Source organism: Pseudomonas sp. CBS, assembly GCF_024734645.1.
Taxonomy (GTDB): domain Bacteria; phylum Pseudomonadota; class Gammaproteobacteria; order Pseudomonadales; family Pseudomonadaceae; genus Aquipseudomonas.
Genome location: NZ_CP102929.1, coordinates 6,856,499 through 6,875,847, shown reverse-complemented (window position 1 = coordinate 6,875,847; position 19,349 = coordinate 6,856,499). Strand labels below are relative to the sequence as shown.

Sequence of the window (19,349 nt, the reverse complement as noted above, 5' to 3'; positions counted from 1 at the left end):
GAGCAGCAGCAGGATTGGTCTGCGGGCTGAGACGGGGCGTCTCAACGCGAATCCTTCTCGCAAACTTGTAAAACGCCGCCGTTATGCCTAGCTTATGCGCCCTCCGCTCTGCGCTCTCAGGCCTTCCCCCATGGTTTTGCGTCTTCGCCCCGCTGTTCCTTCACATTTCGCCCTCGGCCTGTTGCTCAGCGCAGGCATCGGTAGCAGCCAGGCGGCTGATATCGAGCTGTCGGAGGTGAAGGTCCAGGGCCAGGATGAATCCGGCTATAACAGCGACACCGCGTCGGTGGGCGGTTTCAATGAGGCGCCGCTGCTCGACACGCCGGCCTCGATCGCGGTGTTCAACGAGTCGCTGATCAAGGATCAACAGGCGCGCTTGCTCAGCGAAGTGCTGCGCAATGACGCCTCGGTGGGCGACAGCTATGCACCCATCGGCTACTACGAAAACTTCGTGGTGCGCGGCTTCTCGCTGAATGCCGCCAGCAGTTACAAGATCAATGGCCGCACCATCACCGGCGAGCAGAACGTTGCCCTGGAGAACAAGCAGCGCGTGGAGTTGCTCAAGGGATTGTCGGGCCTGCAAAGCGGGATCTCCGAGCCCAGCGGCGTGATCAATTACGTGACCAAGCGCCCGGAGGATGTGCGCTCGGTGACGGTGTCCACCGATGATCGCGGCAGCGGCTACCTGGCCACCGACGTGGGCGGCTGGTTTGGCAGCGAGCAGCAGTTCGGCCTGCGTGCGAACGTGGCCCATGAAGACCTCAACGCTTATGTCGAACATGCCAATGGCCACCGGGATTTCCTGTCCCTGGCGTTCGACTGGAACATCAGCCCCGACGCGGTATTGCAGCTGGATGCCGAGTATCAGAACAAGCAGCAGCGCTCGGTGCCGGGCTATCAGTTGCTCGGCGGGACCGAGGTGCCGCACGACGCGTCACCGAAAAAACTGCTGGGGCATCAGAGCGGTGCGAATCAGGTAGGGATCGATTCGCTGAACCTCAATGGCAAGTTTGAGTACCGCTTCAATGACCAATGGAAAGGCAGCGTGAGCGCGGCGCGCAGCAAGGTGGTGATTGATGATTACAGTTCGTTTGCGTGGGGTTGCTACGGGTCCGCGAGCTGTGCCGGGGCCAAGGTACCGAACTACTTCAGCCCGGAGGGTAACTACGATATCTATGACTTCCGCAGCCCTGATGACACCCGGCGCGATGATGAAATCCAGGCCGCGATGACCGGGTTGTTCAATACCGGTGGACTGGGGCATGAGTTGACGTTTGGCACCAGTGCGTTTCGGCGGGTGGTGGATCAGCGCAATCCAATTAACGTGGCCAGAAACATCTTGCCTGACGGCACTATATTGGGCACGGGCAATATCGATCATGACCCTGAGCAGTTTCCAGCCTACAACGGACCGCTCAACCCCAGCCACCGCCGCCTCGACAGCCGTCAGTATGGCCTGTTCCTGACCGATCGCATCAGCTTCAACGAGCAATGGCAAACGGTGCTCGGCGGCCGCGAAGTGCGGCTTGATGAGCATGCCTATGACGCCAATGGTGATGAGTCGCGCCACACCCAACAATATGTGTTCCTGCCCCAGGCGGCGTTGATCTACAAACCGATAGAAAACCTTTCGCTCTACACCAGTTACAGCAAAGGCCTATCTCTGGGCGGCACCGCACCGTGGTTCGCTAGCAACTCCTTCGATACCCTCGCCCCAACCGTCTCCCGCCAGATCGAAGCCGGTGTGAAATACGACTGGCGCCGCATCAGCTTCGCCGCCGCGATCTTCCAGACTCGCCAGGCCTATCAATACGCCAAACCCGACGACGCGGGTGCGTTCACCTACGTGCAACAAGGCCAACAGAAAAACACCGGCCTGGAGTTATCCGCCAACGGCTGGGCCACCGAGCGCTTGCAGATCGCCGCCAGCGTCGCGGCCATCCGTGCACGGGTGACGGGCAGCGGCACGCCGGAATACGAAGGCCATCAGGCGATCAACGTGCCGAAACTGCGCGCCAGCCTGTATGCCGACTACGCCCTGCCCTGGGTCGATGGCCTGGCGTTGCTCGGCGGCGTGCAATACAGCGCCAACAAGTACGCCAATCGCACCGGTGATGTGGAAGTGGGCGACTACGCCATCGTCAACGTGGGCAGCCGCTACACCACCAGGCTCGATGGCTATGAAACGGTGTTTCGCCTGAGCGTCGACAACCTGTTCGACAAGCGTTACTGGCGTGATGCCGGTGAATACATGGGCGATGACTACCTGTTCCAGGGTGCGCCGTTGACCGCACGCTTGAGTGCAACAGTTAACTTCTAGAAGAACAAAGGTGGGAGCCGTCGAGCTTTAGCGAGGCCGCGATGACGGTGGATCAGCCGATATCAATATTGACTGTGCCGCCGCCATCGCAGCCTCGCCGGGGCTCGACAGCTCCCACACTGGATCTGCTTCTTAGGTTGAATACGGTTCCTTACCGCCTAGACCGGACATTTCTGCTCCATCGCCCGATCAACCAACAACACCGTCAACTCCAGCAACTGCCCGATGGCCAGTAACTGACAACGTTGCTTGTCGTCCATTGTCTCCGCCAGATCCTGAACAAGGCCGCAGGCGCCATTAAGGGTCTCATAGGCGTTGGCCAGCAGCGCCTCCGTATTGGCGGCAGCATTGATGGAAAACAGTGGAAGGTAGCCGTTGGTGTGTGGCGGGGGTGGAAGAGCGTGATGGGCAGCGCGACTCGCAGCGTCCAACAGCGCTGCTGAATCTTTAGGCGGGGGATTCGGTGTGACTTTGTGCATGACATATCTCCAAGTTTGGCTGGAGCTGCACCTGATCGCCGCGACGCGATGGAAGGTGGCAGCTGTACGCAGGTTCGCGGACCGAGAACTTGGAACTCGGCATACCCGAAGGTATCCCACGCACAGCTGCCATAACACGAAACGCCGAACACCAAAGTGTCCGGCGCAAAGCGGTGGCAATTATGCATCAAGTTAGCGGGCCGCGAAGCCCGATTGCTGAGTGTCAGCAACCGGGGGAGGTTAATCTGCGGTCCAAATCGAAGCAATCCCGGCATCTCGTGGGAAAATTCTGTGGGCCTGCTACGCAGCCCAGCGGGAGCAAGCTCCCTCGCCACAGGTGACGCGGGGTTATTTAGGCATCTTGCGAAACCCCACCGCCAGACGGTTCCAGCTGTTGATGGTGGCGATCGCCACGCTCAGGTCGACTTGCTCTTGCGGGCTGAAGTGGGCAGCCAGTTCGGTGAAGTCTGCATCCGGTGCGTGAGTCTGGCTGAGCAGGGTCAGGCTTTCGGCCCAGGCCAGCGCGGCACGTTCACGGGGCGTGAAGAACGGCGTTTCACGCCAGGCCGACACGGTGTACAGGCGGCGCTCGGTCTCGCCACCCTTGCGGGCGTCGGCGGTGTGCATGTCGAGGCAGAAGGCGCAGCCGTTGATCTGCGACACACGCAGGCGCACCAGTTCCAGCAGCGGCAGTTCGATGGACAGTTTGCCGACGGCGGCCTCCAGGGCGAGCATGGCTTTCATGGCGTCCGGGGAGGCGGTGTAGAAGTCGGTACGAGCTTGCATGGTGATACTCCAGAACAGTGGGGATTGGTGTCTAGAGTAGTGAGACGGGTGCGTTGGACAAATAGCCAATCCGGGGAAAGATCAGGTAGCCAATGGGGCCAATCCTGACGCTCACCCCGGCCCTGCGCCTTCACCGCGAAATGCACTGGGACTCAGCCCGGTCCAGCGCTTGAACGCCCGCCGAAAACTGCGCACATCGCTATAGCCAACTTCCTCGGTGATCCGTTCGATGGACAACCCCGGGTTGCTCAACAACCCCATGGTCCGCGCCCTGCGCACCTGTTCCAGCAGGCCTTCAAAGGTCAGCCCGTGCTCAGTGAGGCGCCGGCGCAAGGTACGCCCGCTCATGTTCAAGTCACTGGCGACCTTTTCCAGCTGGCTGCCCTGCAAATCCCGGGAAATCGCGCGCTCCACCGCCTGGATCAAATCCATTTTCTGATGCAGCTGGGCGCTTTCCAGCTCCAGCAATTCCAGGGCCTGGCGCAGGGCCAGGGCGTGGTGATTGGGCAGGCGCACGTCCAGCCAGTGGCTGGCCAGGACCATGCGGTTATTCAGGCAACCAAAACGCACATCCGCGCCAAACAGCTGGTGATAGTCGGCGACGTAGACGGGCGCTGCGTGGATAAATTCGACTCGCAACGGCATGAAGCCCTCGCCCACCAGGGCCCGGCCATACACCATCAGGCTCGCAAAGAACTCCTCCGCGGCAAACACCTGGACCTCGGCATACGGCAGCAGGCATTCGATATCGACGAACACTTCCTGGGGGCCTTCATGGGTGCGCGAAGTGGCGATACCGCCGGAGGTGTGCTGGTGGCGTTCACCGATGGCAAACGCATCGCGCAACGTCTTGCACAGTGAAATCACATGGCCGAGCAGGCCAAGGGTGCCGAGTACATTCTGATGGCCTACCCACAGGCCCAGCCCCTGGTCGGGCAACACCTTGAGTGCACGCTGGATCATCGCTACCGCCTGGCGATAGGAAATCCGCTGCGCCGGGTCGTCAAGGTCGGCCAGGGTAAACCCCAGGCCACGGCACAGGTGCTCGGCGCTCGCGCCCTTGTGCGCGACCACTTGTCCGAGGGTTTGCAGCAGAAATGGCGAGACCAGGGCCAGGTCATAGTGCGGATCAACGGCTTTCCTTTGCATGGGTGTTCGATTCCCGACTGAGTGCTTCAGTTCTTGTTTTGGAAACATCCTGACAATCATAGGCGCTTGCAAGAACTGCTGCACTCTGGATGAAAGCTGTCCGCCAAAGTCCCCCTATGTGGCCGCCAATACCCTGCCCCGCTGGCCGTTCAGGGCTTATTTGTATAGGTAGCGTCGCCCTAACAATAATAATGAGCCCAGCCATGAACCCGACCCGTGCGTTTTACCCCGTGCAACTCGCCCTGTTGACCCTCATCAGCCTGCCGGCCCTGGCCACCGAAGGCGGCGTCGACAACATCGGCCCCGGCACCGATGGCTTCTACATCCTGCCGCTGGATGTCAACAACCTGCCGGACCACATGTTCGCCTTCAACATTTACTACAACCATTACGAAGCCAAGAAGCTCGATATCAGTTCGTTGGGTGGCAAGGTGCCGGACGTGAAGATCAAGTCCGATGCGATCATCCCGCGCCTGGATTACCTCAGCCCGCTGCGGGTATTCGGCGGGCGCCTGGGCGGCTACATCGCCCAGCCGTACCTGAAGCAACAGGTGTCGCTGTTCGGCATGTCCGACACCCGGGAAAGCATGGGCGACACCACCGTGGCGCCGATCATCCTCTGGGACCTGGGCAAGAACCTGACGGTGGGCACCGCCCTGGAAATCACCCTGCCCACCGGTGAGTACGACGCCACGCGCCTGGCCAATACCAGCAACAATTTCTACACCTACAAGCCGTTGGTGTCAGCGACCTGGCTGCCCAACGAGCGTACCGAGCTGTCGATCAAGACCACCTACAGTTTCAACAAGGAAAACCCCGATACCCATTACCGTTCGGGGCAGATTTTTCACTTCGATTATTCGGCCAGCTACAAGGTGACGGATAACCTCAGCCTTGGGCTCAACGGTTATTACCTCAAGCAGACCACCGACGATAAGCAGTACGGGCGTACCGTGGTGAACATCTACGGCGAGGATGTGGATGACGGGGTCAAGGGCCAGGTGTTTGCGATCGGTCCGGCGGTGTATTTCACCTTCCTCAAGTACGCGAGTGCCGAGGTGCGCTGGGCCAAGGAGTTTGATGTGCAGAACCGGCCGGAAGGCGACATGTTGTGGGCGAAGTTGACGATTCCGTTTGCGCTGTAAACCCGGCAAAAAATGTAGGAGCGAGCTTGCTCGCGAAAAACGTCAACGATAACGCGGGCTGTCTGGATGAACGCGTCGTCCTCGGGTTTTTCGCGAGCAAGCTCGCTCCTACAGTGGAACGGCGTTGTCAGGTGTAGACCGGCCAAGCGTCGACAATTTTACCGCCCCGCACTGCCAGCAAATCCCCGAACTGCAACAGCACAAACTCGCTCTGGGTCGGGCGCAGGAACACCTGGTCTTCCACGTTCAGCCCCACCTTGGGCGAGCCGTTGACCATTTCCTGATTGGAGCTGCGCCCGTACAGGTCATTACTCTGCAAGCCCTGGGGCGATTCAAACTCGGCCATCCAGTTACCCCCATAAATAAAGAACGTGGCGCGCTGATTCGCATCCCACCACGAGAACAACCGCGACTTGCCATCCAGCGCCGGAATATCCACCGGCCCGGTGCTTTTCAACACGGGCGTGGCGATATAGGCCGCCGGCACATGCTCATTCAGCGACGGCAAGTCATAGTGCGTCGGCTTGAGCAACGCGGTGCCCACCGACACCTCGCTGCTGAGTTTTTCCTGCTCGTGAATGCGATAACTCGGGCTGCCTGCCGTGTTCAACGTCAGGCCGTCCCGCCACAGCGGCGCAAAGTGCTGGCGGGTGTAATCCACGTAGCCGTTGTAGCGCTGCATGACCTTGTCGAACAGCGCCTGGGGCGAGCCGAGAATCCCCGGCACGCCCATGCCCACGAACGGGTCGTAGCCCATGAACCCGCTGAATTCCAGCTGCTGCGGATGCGCGCTGATCATCGTCAGCATCTGCCCCAACACCGCGTTGTCACTGATGCCGCCGCGATGCAGGCCCACATCCAGCTCGATATTGACCCGCAGTTTCGTGCCCAACCCCTGGGCCAGCGCCAGGTATTGCTGCAGCCGCTCGGGGGTGTCCAGCAGCCATTGCAACTGGCGGGACGGATCGAACGGGCCTTTGTGGGTCTGGTAAAACAGCTCGGCTGAGCGCACCGGCAACGGCTTGCCCAGCAGGATGTCCGCATCGGGAAAGACCTGGGCGTCGTGGTTCAGAAACGGCTGGTGAAACGACATCAGGCGCTGGGTGCCGGCGCGCTTGGCGATGTAGGCCAGCAGCCCCGGCGACGGCAGGGATTTCTCCACCAGCCGCAGGTGTTTGCCGCCGCGCTGCACCGACTGCATGACCACATCGATGTTGTGGTCCAGCTTGTCCAGGTCGATCAGCATCACCGGGCGCATTGGCCCGTGGGCCTTGAGTTCCTGGTTGAGGCTGCGGAAATACTCGGTGTACGGGCTGCCCCGGTCGCCGGGCCTGAGCAAGATGGCCCCCCCCACCAGCAACACGCCGGTGCCGAGCATGAAATGTCTGCGGTTCATCAGGCCACTCCCAAAATAGACGACAGGTGCGCATTGAGGAACTTGCCGCTGGGGTCCAGCTCGCGGCGCACCCGGGTGAATTCCTCCCAGCGCGGATACAGCGGCTGCAAGGTGCGCGCGTTGAGGGTGTGCAACTTGCCCCAGTGCGGGCGGCCGGCGTATTTCCAGAAGATTGGCTCTACGGCGGCGAAGAAATTGTGATGGTCCATGGTGTAGTGCTGGTGCACAGAGATCGAACAGCTGTCGCGGCCCTCGAACATGCTCAGCGGAATGTCGTCGGCCTTGACGTAGCGGTACTCGATGGGAAACCAGGTACGCAGGTCCTTGTCGTTGATCAGCTTGAGGATTTCCCGCAGGCAGGCCGGGCCGTGTTCGGCGGGCACCGAGTATTCCATCTCGTTGAAGCGCACGTTGCGCACGTTGGCGTACACCTGGAACGACTCGGCGACGCGGTCATCGAAGCTGGCGAAAAAGCGCAGGCTGTTGAGCAAGGTGCGGCGGGCGTCGGGGAAATCGCTGCCGTACTTGTCGAGTTTTTCGATGATCGACACAAACTCGTTGCCGCCCGCCTCGGCCGGGTCGATGGGCGGGGTTTCGGGGTCGGTGGTTTCATTCAGGGCGATGGACAAGGCGTAGTCGGAATGGGTCACCACGAGCATTTCCCAGTGCTGGTTTTCCCGGGTGTTCTTTGCCACGTCCTCCAGCAGTTCTTCAGTCTTGGCGATCCACTGGCGCTCCCGCAGGCGGTAGGGCGTGCGGTTTTGCAGGCGGACTTGAGTGGCCACGCCCAGGGCGCCGAGGGACACTCGCGCGGCGCTGAACACTTCGGGGTGGCGGTTGGCGTCGCAGTCCAGCACTTCGCCCTGGGCGGTCACCAGTTGCAGGCCGGTGACGCAACCGGAGTAAGAGGTGAAGCCCACGCCCGTGCCGTGGGTCGAGGTGGAGATCGCCCCGGCCAGGGTCTGGTAGTCGATATCCGCCATGTTCGGCAGCGCCTGGCCAACGTCCTTCAACGCCTGGCCCATGCGTGACATCGGCGTGCCGGCGGCGAAGGTGGCCTGCAAGGTATGCGGATCGTGCTCCAACAGACCGTTGAAATAACTCAGGGACAGCAACGTGCCGTCGGTGGGCACCAGCGCACTGAACGAATGGCCCGAGCCCACCGGCCGCACCTTGCCCGGTGCTTGGCCGATGACCTGCACCAGTTCATCGAGGTTTTTCGGCGCCAGCCGGGCCAGGGGCAAACAGGTTTGCGCCCCCGACCAGTTGCGCCACGGAATCAGCCGCGGTGCCCGGGCCAACTGGGCCAGCACCGGGTTACTGGTCAATGCCATGAACGCGCCGGCTACCGCGCCGCGTTGCAATAATTCTCGCCGTGAAAGCGCCATTGCCTACCCCGTTATTCTTATTGGATGTGTTGACCCGACATAAAACTGATCAGCCCCAGGAATTGCTCTTCGGAGCACTGCACGCACAGGCCCATCGGCGGCATGCCGTTGTAGCCGTTGATGGTGTGGTCCAGCAGGGTGTCCGGGCCCTGGGCAAGGCGCGGGCTCCAGGCCGGGCCGTCACCGGTGAGCGGCGCACCGGAGGCCGGGTTGGCGTGGCACAGCTTGCAACTGGTGTCGTAGACCTGGGCCAGGGCTGCGTCGCTCGGCATGGCATTGGCCGCCGTGGCACGTTCGGGGGGATGTTTCGGTTTGTCGTCACAGGCTGTCAGCAGGCAGGTCACGGCCAGCAGCAGACTGATGCGACGGGGGTTGATTGCCCGCATAGCCACCTTCTCTCTTATTGTGTGAAAGCGTGATCCACACTAAGGCAGCCAGGGCGCGGCGTTGAGGGTATTGGGGGACAGAAAGGGGGGCTTGGGCGGACAGGCTTCAGCGGCTGATCGTTCCCACGCTCTGCGTGGGAACGCCGCCTTGGACGCTCTGCGTCCGCGTTGTGACGCAGAGCGTCACGGGATGCATTCCCACGCAGAGCGTGGGAACAATCAGTCAGGCAGATTTAGAACGCGATACCGACCTTGAATCCGTACTCGTCACGCTTGAGCTTGGTGTTGTCGGCCACGTACGAATCGTCATCGAGCTTGTACTCGGTGCGGGTGTAGTACAGGCCCGCCATCACCGGCAGGTCGCCTTTCTGGTTCATCAGCAGGCTGACTTCGGCGTACGGGTTGGTGCGGTCCTTGAGGTCCACGGTGTCGCTGCCGATGCCGTCGACCTTGAGCTTGGCGCGGCCGTCGATGGTATGACGGGCACCCAGTTCAACACGCATGGTCATGTCGTCGAACTGGTGGTTGTAGCCCAGGGCCGCCTTGGCGAACGGCGATTTGTTGGTGAGTTTCATGTCGTAGTCGCCCGAGTCCGGCTCGTAGCGGGTCCAGCTGTAGCCGCCACCCACCAGCACATCGACGAAGTTGCGCGCGTCCAGCGCGGCACGCCAGCCGAGGTCGAGGTCGGCCTGGCCTTCCTTGAGCTTGTTGTCGCTCTTCTCGCCGTACTTGGCTTCGATGCCGGCCTGGTAGATAAAGCCCGATTCCGCCGTCAGCTTGTTGCCGAAGTTATAGAACAGGCCGGCTTCAGGCATGTGGTCCTTGTCGCTCTGGCTGCCGCCTTCGAGTTTGAAGTCGTTATAGCTGCCGAGGATACCGAAGGTGGAAATCGGGTCAGTCGGCGCTGCGGCGAACACCACACCCGGTGCAGCAATCAGGGCCAGGACCGAGGAATTCTTGAGGATTTTTCCGAATAGTTTGGACATCGTTTTACGTCTCCATTGTAGGTGGCAAATTATTCAGGAAACGCTTCGAACCCTCGTTTTGGCGAAAGGTTCGAATTATTTTGCACCTTTTTCGAGGTAAAACGGTTCAGCGATAGCTCTATCTCAAGCTTCTCGGGCGGGGACCAGCAAACGACCGAGCATTGGCCGCAACTGTGGATGCTCCGGCAGGCGAATGCCAAAGCTGGCTTGCAGCAGCGTCAGCAGCTCGTCCACATCCTCGATGACACGCTTCTCGCTGGCCCGGCCCAGGTGGTGAATCGCGTACTGGCCGTTGTTCAGTGTGCGGCGAAATCCCGGGCCTATGAGCGCGACTTTCAACTGGCTGAGGAACGACGAGTCCGGGTGGGTGGAGACGTACCAGTTGCCGATTTCGTAGTCGATGCGTGACTGCAACTGCAGGTCGAATACATACAGCCCGCGCCACTCCCCCGCCACCTGCGCCCACAACGTGTAGCTGCCCTCGTTCAGGCTCAGGCGATAGGGTTCATGGGCCGTGGCCTGGGTGGCGTCGGTGTCCAGTTGCAACGGGCTGGTGGGCACCATGCCACCAAAGCCGACATCGCTGATGTAACGCGTGCCGTCCAGGGTCACCAAGCTCAGGCGATGGGTGCGCCCCGTCAGCGCATCGGGCGGCCCGCCCATCACCACGCGCCCAGTGATGCCCCGCGCGTCGAAGCCCAACTCTAGCAACAAGGCCAGGAACATCTGGTTCAGCTCGTAGCAATAACCACCCCGCCCGTCGAACAGGACTTTGTGCTCAACGCTCGGCAAATCGATGGGTACAGGCACGCGCAGCAAGGTCGACAGGTTTTCAAACGCGAAGGTACTGACGTGGCGCAACTGCAAATCCTGCAGGGTTTGCAGGGTGGGCGGTGGCGGCGTGTCGTAGCCCAAACGTTGCAGGTAGAGGCGGCTGTGGGTCAGCTCAGGCATGACGCAATCCTTGAGTCGGTAGCGAAGGCACCACTAATACCCTGACGGTGGTTGTTTGCCAATTGTGATTTGAATCAAATGCAAGCCCTCGGATGCATAAACTTTCTGAACCTTTCTGAACCGATTTATATCCATTCAAAACAAGACAGGGAGGCATCATGAGTACCGCAATGATCTACACCATCCACTACTTGCTACACGGCGAACCGAAAACCTTTGTGGTGCGTGCCGAGGTCATGAACAACGCCGAAGCGTGGCATTGGGCGGCCGTTGACGCCGACATTGCCCACGTGGGGCGGATAGGCCGACCGGGCCATGAGCGGGTGAAAAAGACCACTCGGCCCTGGGCGGAGAAGTTCGGCATCACTGAGGTGACATGGACAGCCCCGAAACGGCTTGGCTGAGGAAAAAAAGCCCCGCTCGACGGCGGGGCTTGTTTCACTTCTTCAGATCACCAAGGGGATCATAGGCCGGCTTCTTGCCGGTTTTTTCTGGCTTGTCCAACGGGGCAATGGCAGGGCCTACCGGGTCGACCTGCGGGTCTGCGACGTCCGGGGAATCGGGGTCGAAACCCAATTCGTCCTTGCCGCTGGAATGCTCCGATGAATGCGGTCCGCTTGTACTGTTAGTCATAACTATCTCCTTGACGCGCCGGGTTTACAGCGGGCGTGCCTTGTCGTGCAGGTTTTCCAGGTCTTCTTCGACCCGTTCTTCGTCGTCTTGCCGTTCGGCGGGATCGTTGGGGCGCAGGGCGTCGTTGTCGCGCTCCTCTTCGCCGGGGGTGCGGTCGGGGTTGGGTGTGCCGGGAGGCTGTTGCTGGTACCGGGTCATGGTTCACCTCGCTTGGGGGTCGGTTGCCTACGAGGTTTAGAGAAATTGCTGTGTGCCATCGTTCAACCTGATTACCGTCACTCCGACGGGCGAAGCATGAGAAGATGCCGGCCGATGCGATACCCCTACTCTGCCCATGGAGACTGCACCCGGATGTTTGAGCTCAAACCCTGCGACCCGATTACCTTTCGCCAGCAGACCCGCCGTAGCACGCTGATTGTCGCGGGGCTGTTTGTGGTGTTGGCGATGGTGCTTTCCAGCTTGGCGGTGATGGTGTTTGGTGAGCCTGGGGGGGATAACTTTCGCTTTAATGTGGGCGGGGTGTTTGCCGGGGTGTTGATTACCTTAGGGTTGGTGCGGGGGCCGTTCTGGAGCCAGGCGTGGCTGGCGCCGGCGGTGTATGGGTGGCAGCTCAAGCGCAGTTTGATGAGTGTGACGAACGTGATGCACAAGGTGACTGACGGGGTGAAGGCGAATGATCCGGTGGCGATCAAGTTGCTGCGGTTTTATCACCTTGGGTTGATGCAGATGCACGAATTGGACGCTAATTCGAGTTCTCAGGCGCAGTTGGTGCGGGAGGTTGATGAGCATCTGGAGAAGATGCGGGGGTTGGGGATTGAGCCTGACCAGACGCGGTTGGATCCGGGGTGGGTTGAGGCGGTGAAGGCTCGCTGATTGGGGTGTGCATATCCGTTGCTGCGGTAACGGCCGCCTAGGGTTCCGCTCTTACAGCGGCTCACTTTTGAAGAGCGCAAAAGTAAGCAAAACGCTCTTGCCCCACCACTCGGCACCTCGCCTAGGCTCGGTGTGCCCTCACTCCGGCTTTGGACCGTGGGCCGCCGTCATGGGCCATCCCTGGCCCAGGACGGCTAACCTGGCGTCCTGCCAGGTTACCCACGCTCCAAAGCCTGCGTTCGGCCAGCGTGGTTTAACGGGCGCCTAAGATCAAGATCAAGATCAAAAGCAAGAGCACAGCGGCCTACAGGCCGGCTTGAGTGTTAAAAGCCAAATCACAATCTAAAGCGGGCACGGTCCAAATGTGGGAGCGGGCTTGCTCGCGAAGGTCGTTAACGATGACGCGGGCATTCTGGATGAACGCGGCGCTCTCAGGTTTTTCGCGAGCAAGCCCGCTCCCACAGAAAAGCAGATCTGTTTTCGCTCTGGTTTTTGCTTTTGCTTTTAACACTCAAGCCGGCCGGGAGGCCGCTGTGCTTTTGCTTTTGATCTTGATCTTAGGCGCCCCGTCAACCACGATGGCCGCAAGTAGGCACGGTGGAGCGGGTAAATCGGCAGGGATGCCGATTTAGCCGCGCCGGGCCATGGATGGCCCGTCGCGGCGGCCCGCGGAATCGGGCCGGAGTGCGGGCATGCCGAGCCTAAGCGAGGCACCGAGTGGTGGGGCAAAGACCTTTTGGTTACTTTTGGGGCGTTTGCCAAAAGTGACCCGCTGTAAGAGCGGAACCCTAAGTGGCCGTTACCGAAGCAACGGATATGTACTCAATCCCCCCTCTCATGCTAACCCCCTGGCCCGCCAGCAAAACACCGCACTAACCGCAATCGCCGCCCCCGCCACGCCAAACACCCAAGGCGCCGACGCCACCGGCAACAACAACCCCGCCAGCAATGGCCCAAGCCCCGCCCCCACATCCCGCCACACCGCATTCGACGCCAACGCAGAAACCCGCATCGCCCCCGGATTACGCTCCGCCACCAACGTCGTCACCAGCGGCAACTGCAACGCCCGCAACACCAACACCGCCGCCGCCCCCACAATCACCCAGTGACTGCCAAACGCCCCCAACGCCAACGCACTGAGAAACGAAAACAGCAACAACATCGAAGTCGCACCAAACTGCTGAGCCACGCGCCCCCCTAGCGGACTCAGAAGCAACTCCGAAACATATCGCAGCGCCATCAACCCACCGGCGATCAATACCGCATTCCCACCCAGCATCTTCTGCGCCTGAATCGACAGACCAAAGATAAACAGCCCATCCAGCGCCACCCCTTCGATAAACGACCAGGTCGCCACACTGTCAGGCAACTTGAACCGCCGCCCCGGCGTGCCATGCAAATTGTGACCCGCAGTCGGCAACCCCCGCGCCATCCACAGCCCCACCAGGCAACACACCGCCAGAATCCAGAAGATCGGCCGCGGCCCCACCTGTAACGTCAGCCATCCACCCAGCGGCAAGGCCAGCATCGGCCCCAGGGCAATCAACGCACGCGACCGCCCCGCCCGACGCGCCGCACCCAGCGGTTCAGAAGTGGCCAATACCTGAGTGGAAAGGTTCAACGCCGCAAAACACAGGCCCCAGACCAACCGCAAGCCGAGCAAGGCCGCAAAGCCGGACAGCATCGAGTTGCCAAGGGCACACACCGCCGCCGCGCCGGCGGCGATGGAGCACGTCAGCCGATCACCGTTACGGGCGTAGAAATTCAGAACATGCTTGTAGCCGAAGATCCGCACCAGACGGTTGGCCGCCAGCAGCACCCCGGCCTGGGCCAGGGTGATACCAAACGCCTGGGACTCCATCGGCAGTACCAGGTACAGCAACACATCACTGGGCAGGCACAGGCCAAGGGTCAGCGCGGCACGGCGGGAGTGGGAATCAGCACTGCGTTGGGCCAGATCAGACATAAAGGCTGAAACATTCAGAATTATTTAGACAGCCACGGTAGCCGTCTCCCTCAATGTTTTACAAGGCCCAAATAATTAAACCTTGGCGCCGTCCTGCATCAGGCGCAACCCGCTGGCCACCGCGCCCACCAGGGCAAACCCGCAGCCCAGCCACAACGCGTACTGCGGGCCACTGCTCAGGGACAAGTGGAAGCACAACGCCACCAATGAAGCGCCGAGCGTCTGTCCCATCAGCCGCGACGTGGCGACAATCCCGCTGGCACCGCCACTGCGGGCGATGGGCGCGCTGGTCATGATCGCCTTGAGATTGGGGGACTGAAAGAAACCGAACCCGGCGCCGCACAGGGCCATGCGCCAGCCGATATCGAACGTCGAGGCGTCGTTGCCCAGGGTCGCCAGCGAGGCCATGCCCGCACTCAACATCACCAGGCCGATGCCACACAGCAACGCCAGGGAGATACGGTCCGCCAGCCGGCCGGCAATCAGCGCCATCACTGCCACCACCGCCGGCCACGGGGTCATCAGGAAGCCGGTGGCCACCTGGCTGTGACCCAGCACCGTTTGCAACAGGAATGGCAGCGACACAAACGCGAGGCCCTGGGCGCTGAACGCGCAAATCGCGGTGAGGGCCGACAAGGTGAACAGCGGGCGCTTGAACAGGTCCACCGCCAGCATCGGCGCCGGGTGCCCGGCCTGACGGCGGATCAGCAACAGCCCGCACAGCAGCGCCACGGCGATCAGCCCCAGGGTCAACACCGCCTGCGCACCGTGCACCGCCGAACCCAGGCCCAGCACCAGCAGGGCGAACAGCCCGGCACAGAGAATCGCCGCCAGCCGGTCGAAGGCATGCCCAGTGATCGGGATCACCGGAATGGCACGCACCCCGAGCCACAAGGCCAATGCGCCCAGAGGCAGGTTGATCAGGTACAACCAGTGCCAGGTGGCCACCGACAGAATCGCCGACGCCGCCGTGGGCCCGAGGGTAAAGGCCAGCCCCACCACCAGCGAGTTATACCCCAGCCCCCGGCCCAATATTTTTGCCGGGTAGATATGCCGCAACAGCGCAATATTCACGCTCATGATTGCCGCCGCGCCCAGGCCCTGCACCACCCGGGCGGCGGTCAGCGTCGGCAGCGACCAGGCCAGCCCGCAGAACAGGGACGCCACCACAAACACCAGCAAGCCGCCGAGGAACACCCGACGGTGGCCGACCACATCACTCAGGGAAGCAAAGGGCAGCACCGCAGCGATGGTCGCCAACTGGTAGGCATTGACCACCCAGATTACCGAGGCGGAGTCGGTGCCAATGCCTTCGGCCAGTGTGGGCAACGCGGTGTTGACGATGGCCGTGTCGAGGGTCGCCATGCCGATCCCCAGGGAAATGGCGACAACCGCCGCGAGACGTTTATCACTGGGCAACCCATCAGCTACTGAAGACATGGACAATCCGCACACGTGGCAAAGGCCTCTAGATTACGGGCAGCGGCCTTTTTTTTCAGCGGGCAAATGCGCGGCTGTCCAAATATTCATGTTCAGGTGCGCCAGTTGCCCATCCGGGCCATCTGCACCAGCACCTCGGCCAGGGCCGGCTGCGGCGCGCTGTTGACGGTGACCAGCGCCACACAGCGGCTCGGCCGCAAGGTGGCCGCTGCCGTGACGGCACGACCGCCGAGATCGAACCCACCCAGCACAGCCTCGGGAATGTGCAAGGCGTTCATCAGGTCCAGAACGTCTTGGCCGAGAACGACCTCCTGAGTGACGGCGGGCGCAGCCTTGTCCAGTTGCGTGGTGCTGCCATGGCCTCGCAGGTACGGGATGACTACCCGAAAGCCTTGGGACACCAGATGCGGCGAGACCTCGGCAAAACGCTCAAGGTCGCCGTCAGCCCCATGCAGCAAAATGATCGGCCGGCCGCCTTCCGGGCCGGCTTCGTAGTAGCCGATATCCAGCAGGTCGGTGCTGACCTGGCGGATCGTCCAGGGCGCAGGCGCCGCCCATACCGGCAGTGACAGCGCGACTGAAGCAATGGCGCTGGAAATCAGAAAGCGACGGCGATTGAAAAAAGACATGGGTTTATAGCTCCAAAAAATTCGACACTGGAAGGTCGTCAACGACCCCCACGATCAACTCGCTGCCGATCCAGCCGGCCAGCCACTCACCGGCTTTTGCCACGCCCTCCTCTTCCCCCAGGCGCTCCACCAGAAACTCGCACAGCCCGGCAAAACTGCCGTCGCCTTGCAGGTGCGCCAACGCCTGGAATTCCAGGGCCTCGACTTGCCGCAAGCGCGAGGTGAACTGCCGACGCCACACCAGCAACCCACCGGCCTCGGCCAGCATCACCGCCTCGGGCGCCGGGGTTTGCTGCCACAACGCCGACCAGATCGCCTCGGCGTTGGTGGTCAGCCCGTGGCAACGCAGCGACGGCGTGAGTTGCAGGCGTGCCGTGTCCCAATCCACCGCCGCCAGCACATCCATGGGCAACGGGCTGGCATCGGCGGCGACAAATGCCTCGTTGAGCGACGACTCGATCCAGGCCAGTTCATGCACGTCGGGATTGTTGGGGAACCGTTCACCCAGAGTCAGGTGAAAGCCCTCGGGATAGACGTCCAGGGTCCAGGCATGGGGCGGATACCGGTCGATATGGCTGATGCACGCGGCCAGAAACGCCTCATCCCCCAGCCAACGCCGCAGGTTGGGAAACGCCTGCTCCAGGCAACCCACCAACTGCGCGCGGTAGTTGTTCTGGTAAACCGCCAGGCCTGCGGCCTTGTTACCCAGCAACTGGGCCGACTCGTCCGAGGCACTCACCAGCCAGGTGTGAAACGCCTGCTGCCATTGGGCGAGATTCATGAACGCACCTGCGCACGCTTGTAGGCCTCGGAAGCCCCCAGCATGCGGGCGATGGACAGTTCCTCCAGCAGCTCGGCCAAGGGCGGAATCTCGTCATCGCGCTCGATCATCGTGGCGACCGGGCCGAGCAACGCAACGGCCTTGGCATACAAATCCCAGACCCCGTCACACACCGGGCTGTCATGGCTGTCGATCAGCAAATCGCGGCCCTGACTGTGCCCGGCCAGGTGAATCTGCCGCACCCGCTCGGCCGGAATCCCGTCGAGAAATGCCAGGGCGTCGAAGCCATGGTTGCTGGCGCTGACAAACACATTGTTGACGTCCAGCAACAGCTCGCAGCCGGTGCGCCGGGACATGGCGGCGATGAATTCCCACTCGCTCATGGATGCGCCATCAAAGGCCAGGTAGCTGGACGGGTTTTCAAACAGCATCGCGCGGCCCAACACGTCCTGAGCCATGTCGATATTGGCGCAGACCCGGTCCAGTGCCTCATCGGTGTAAGGCACCGGCAGCAAGTCATGGGAGTTGAAGCCTCCACTGCGGGACCAGCTCAGGTGGTCGGACACAAACAGCGGTTCGATCTCGTCCACCAGCGACTTGAGACGCTTCAGATAGTCGAGATCCAGCCCCTCGGCGGTGCCGATCGACATCGACACCCCATGCAGCGCCACCGGGTACCGCTCACGAATCTGGCGCAGGATATGCCGGGGCTGACCGCCCGCGACCATGAAATTCTCGGAGATCACTTCAACGAAATCCACCGCCACCGGGGTCTCCAGGAACTCACTGTAGTGCTCCTTGCGCAACCCCAGACCGTAGCCCGGGAAACGCGGATTGGGTGTCGGCATCACATGGCCTCCGTTAAAAAACTGTAGGAGCGAGCTTGCTCGCGAAAAACCCGAAAACAACACGGGGCATCAGGCGCCCCGCGTCATCGTCAACGGCCTTACTTCGGTTCAGTCGTGGTACCACCCAGTTTCAAGCACTCGGACGGAGTCTTGACGACAACGCCCTCACCCTTGCAGCTGTTGAGACCCTTGCAATCGTTCTTGGCCGTGGCGCACAGGCTTTCGCCCTTGCAGTTGTTCACGCCGTAGCAGCGACCCGGCTGTTCCGGCTGGTCAGCGGCGCTGGCGGCAGCGGCAAAAGACGCCGACGCCATGGCGATCAGGGCGGCAGCAGTGGCAAGGCTCAAACGGGATTTAATGGACGTGCTCATGGGTATTACTCCTCGGGGTGGGGTTTACTTGATGACGGATGCAGCGTCTTCGATAACCTTCGCCACAGCCTCAGGCTGGGAGATGTACACCGAGTGGCTGGCCTTGATTTCAGTGACTTTCGAACCGGCGCGCTTGTACATCCAGCGCTGCAGATCAGGGCTCAGGGCACGGTCCTCGGTGGACACCACGGCGTAGGTCGGTTTCTTGTGCCAGGCCGCAGCCCACACGGTGCCGCCGAACAGCGCGGTAGTGGCCGGCACCTGAGAGGCGGCCATGAAGTCGGTGCGGTTGGTGGTCAGATCAGCAGCGAAATCAGCGTTGAATTTGGTGCGATCAAAGAACAGGTGCCCGTCGCGGGTCTGCTTGACGTCATTGCTCGGCGCCGGCATCGAAGACAGCAGTTGGCTCATGTTCTCGCCGACTTCCGGTTGCAAGGCCGAGACATAGACCATCGACTTGACCTTGTCGCGGTCACCGGCAATCGAAATCACCCCGCCGCCGGAACTGTGGCCCACCAGCACTACCGGGCCGACTTGCTGCTCCAGCACTTCGCGGGCCTCGGCCACGTCGGCGGCGAGGCTTTCATGGCCCTGATGCACCACGGTGACCTTGTAGCCCTTGTGAATCAGAATGTCGTGCACCACTCGCCAGCCGGAGCCGTCGACGAAGGAACCGGGCACGATCACCACGCTTTTACCGGTGCCCGGCTGGGGCTTGGCTGCATCGGCGGCCGAGGCCACCAAAGGTGCAGCGAGTGCCATGGCGATCGCCAGGGAAGAAAGAATACGCATGCGACTCTCCACAGGCCTTGGGGCCTG

General features: G+C 61.5%; 21 protein-coding genes. 4 read left to right on the top strand and 17 right to left on the bottom strand.

The window, feature by feature from the left end; translation table 11 throughout:
* Positions 1–130 precede the first annotated feature (130 nt).
* On the top strand, positions 131–2,320 hold the full coding sequence (locus NVB75_RS31470) for a TonB-dependent siderophore receptor (RefSeq protein ID WP_258344844.1): 2,190 nt from the start codon (positions 131–133) through the stop codon (positions 2,318–2,320).
* Positions 2,321–2,478: 158 nt separating this feature from the next.
* On the opposite strand, the gene NVB75_RS31465 is transcribed toward NVB75_RS31470, so the two are convergent.
* The 3 genes from NVB75_RS31465 to NVB75_RS31455 form a co-directional block, all read right to left on the bottom strand.
* A complete protein-coding gene (locus NVB75_RS31465) occupies positions 2,479–2,799 on the bottom strand; it encodes a DUF6124 family protein (protein ID WP_258344843.1) in 321 nt (106 codons plus the stop codon).
* Between the two features lie 348 nt (positions 2,800–3,147).
* Entirely contained in the window at positions 3,148–3,585 is a 438-nt protein-coding gene (locus tag NVB75_RS31460) for a carboxymuconolactone decarboxylase family protein (RefSeq protein ID WP_003219182.1), read from the bottom strand.
* Between the two features lie 111 nt (positions 3,586–3,696).
* Entirely contained in the window at positions 3,697–4,734 is a 1,038-nt protein-coding gene (locus NVB75_RS31455) for an AraC family transcriptional regulator (protein WP_258344842.1), read from the bottom strand.
* 203 nt (positions 4,735–4,937) lie between these two features.
* Here NVB75_RS31455 and NVB75_RS31450 point away from each other — a divergent pair, with 203 nt between their 5' ends.
* Positions 4,938–5,879, top strand: coding sequence for a transporter (locus NVB75_RS31450; protein WP_167663796.1), 942 nt, complete (start codon positions 4,938–4,940; stop codon positions 5,877–5,879).
* Positions 5,880–6,006: 127 nt separating this feature from the next.
* On the opposite strand, the gene NVB75_RS31445 is transcribed toward NVB75_RS31450, so the two are convergent.
* The 5 genes from NVB75_RS31445 to NVB75_RS31425 all read right to left on the bottom strand — a co-directional run bounded on the left by NVB75_RS31445 (position 6,007) and on the right by NVB75_RS31425 (position 10,989).
* Positions 6,007–7,275 (bottom strand): DSD1 family PLP-dependent enzyme, encoded by a 1,269-nt coding sequence (locus NVB75_RS31445; protein WP_258344841.1) that lies wholly within the window; start codon positions 7,273–7,275, stop codon positions 6,007–6,009.
* On the bottom strand, positions 7,275–8,603 hold the full coding sequence (locus NVB75_RS31440; protein ID WP_258348811.1) for a D-arabinono-1,4-lactone oxidase: 1,329 nt from the start codon (positions 8,601–8,603) through the stop codon (positions 7,275–7,277). The genes NVB75_RS31445 and NVB75_RS31440 overlap by 1 nt, the downstream gene beginning before the upstream one ends.
* Before the next feature lie 77 nt (positions 8,604–8,680).
* A complete protein-coding gene (locus NVB75_RS31435) occupies positions 8,681–9,049 on the bottom strand; it encodes a cytochrome c5 family protein (protein ID WP_258344840.1) in 369 nt (122 codons plus the stop codon).
* A gap of 233 nt (positions 9,050–9,282) precedes the next feature.
* Complete coding sequence (locus NVB75_RS31430) at positions 9,283–10,035, bottom strand: outer membrane beta-barrel protein (protein WP_003210885.1); 753 nt, start codon at positions 10,033–10,035, stop codon at positions 9,283–9,285.
* Positions 10,036–10,158: 123 nt separating this feature from the next.
* A complete protein-coding gene (locus NVB75_RS31425; RefSeq protein ID WP_258344839.1) occupies positions 10,159–10,989 on the bottom strand; it encodes an arylamine N-acetyltransferase in 831 nt (276 codons plus the stop codon).
* 158 nt (positions 10,990–11,147) lie between these two features.
* Between NVB75_RS31425 and NVB75_RS31420 the strand changes: the two genes are divergently transcribed.
* Complete coding sequence (locus tag NVB75_RS31420) at positions 11,148–11,393, top strand: DUF6555 family protein (RefSeq protein ID WP_023658994.1); 246 nt, start codon at positions 11,148–11,150, stop codon at positions 11,391–11,393.
* Positions 11,394–11,427: 34 nt separating this feature from the next.
* On the opposite strand, the gene NVB75_RS31415 is transcribed toward NVB75_RS31420, so the two are convergent.
* A complete protein-coding gene (locus NVB75_RS31415) occupies positions 11,428–11,622 on the bottom strand; it encodes a DUF6021 family protein (protein WP_063028817.1) in 195 nt (64 codons plus the stop codon).
* Between the two features lie 24 nt (positions 11,623–11,646).
* Positions 11,647–11,820, bottom strand: a complete 174-nt coding sequence (locus NVB75_RS31410) for a hypothetical protein (RefSeq protein ID WP_167663801.1) — start codon at positions 11,818–11,820, stop codon at positions 11,647–11,649.
* 153 nt (positions 11,821–11,973) lie between these two features.
* Here NVB75_RS31410 and NVB75_RS31405 point away from each other — a divergent pair, with 153 nt between their 5' ends.
* On the top strand, positions 11,974–12,495 hold the full coding sequence (locus tag NVB75_RS31405) for a DUF3087 domain-containing protein (RefSeq protein WP_258344838.1): 522 nt from the start codon (positions 11,974–11,976) through the stop codon (positions 12,493–12,495).
* Between the two features lie 835 nt (positions 12,496–13,330).
* Here NVB75_RS31405 and NVB75_RS31400 read toward each other — a convergent pair.
* The 7 genes from NVB75_RS31400 to NVB75_RS31370 all read right to left on the bottom strand — a co-directional run bounded on the left by NVB75_RS31400 (position 13,331) and on the right by NVB75_RS31370 (position 19,322).
* On the bottom strand, positions 13,331–14,461 hold the full coding sequence (locus tag NVB75_RS31400) for an MFS transporter (protein ID WP_258344837.1): 1,131 nt from the start codon (positions 14,459–14,461) through the stop codon (positions 13,331–13,333).
* Positions 14,462–14,536: 75 nt separating this feature from the next.
* Entirely contained in the window at positions 14,537–15,901 is a 1,365-nt protein-coding gene (locus tag NVB75_RS31395) for an MFS transporter (protein ID WP_023658995.1), read from the bottom strand.
* 92 nt (positions 15,902–15,993) lie between these two features.
* Complete coding sequence (locus NVB75_RS31390) at positions 15,994–16,530, bottom strand: alpha/beta fold hydrolase (RefSeq protein ID WP_258344834.1); 537 nt, start codon at positions 16,528–16,530, stop codon at positions 15,994–15,996.
* 4 nt (positions 16,531–16,534) lie between these two features.
* Positions 16,535–17,311 (bottom strand): DNA-binding domain-containing protein, encoded by a 777-nt coding sequence (locus NVB75_RS31385; protein WP_258344833.1) that lies wholly within the window; start codon positions 17,309–17,311, stop codon positions 16,535–16,537.
* Positions 17,308–18,159, bottom strand: a complete 852-nt coding sequence (locus tag NVB75_RS31380; protein ID WP_177027618.1) for a DUF692 domain-containing protein — start codon at positions 18,157–18,159, stop codon at positions 17,308–17,310. The genes NVB75_RS31385 and NVB75_RS31380 overlap by 4 nt, the downstream gene beginning before the upstream one ends.
* Before the next feature lie 98 nt (positions 18,160–18,257).
* Positions 18,258–18,530 carry a hypothetical protein gene (locus NVB75_RS31375; RefSeq protein WP_076016069.1) on the bottom strand — a complete coding sequence of 91 codons (273 nt, stop codon included), beginning with the start codon at positions 18,528–18,530 and terminating at the stop codon, positions 18,258–18,260.
* A 24-nt stretch (positions 18,531–18,554) separates the two neighbouring features.
* Complete coding sequence (locus tag NVB75_RS31370; protein WP_076016068.1) at positions 18,555–19,322, bottom strand: alpha/beta fold hydrolase; 768 nt, start codon at positions 19,320–19,322, stop codon at positions 18,555–18,557.
* Between the last annotated feature and the right edge of the window lie 27 nt (positions 19,323–19,349).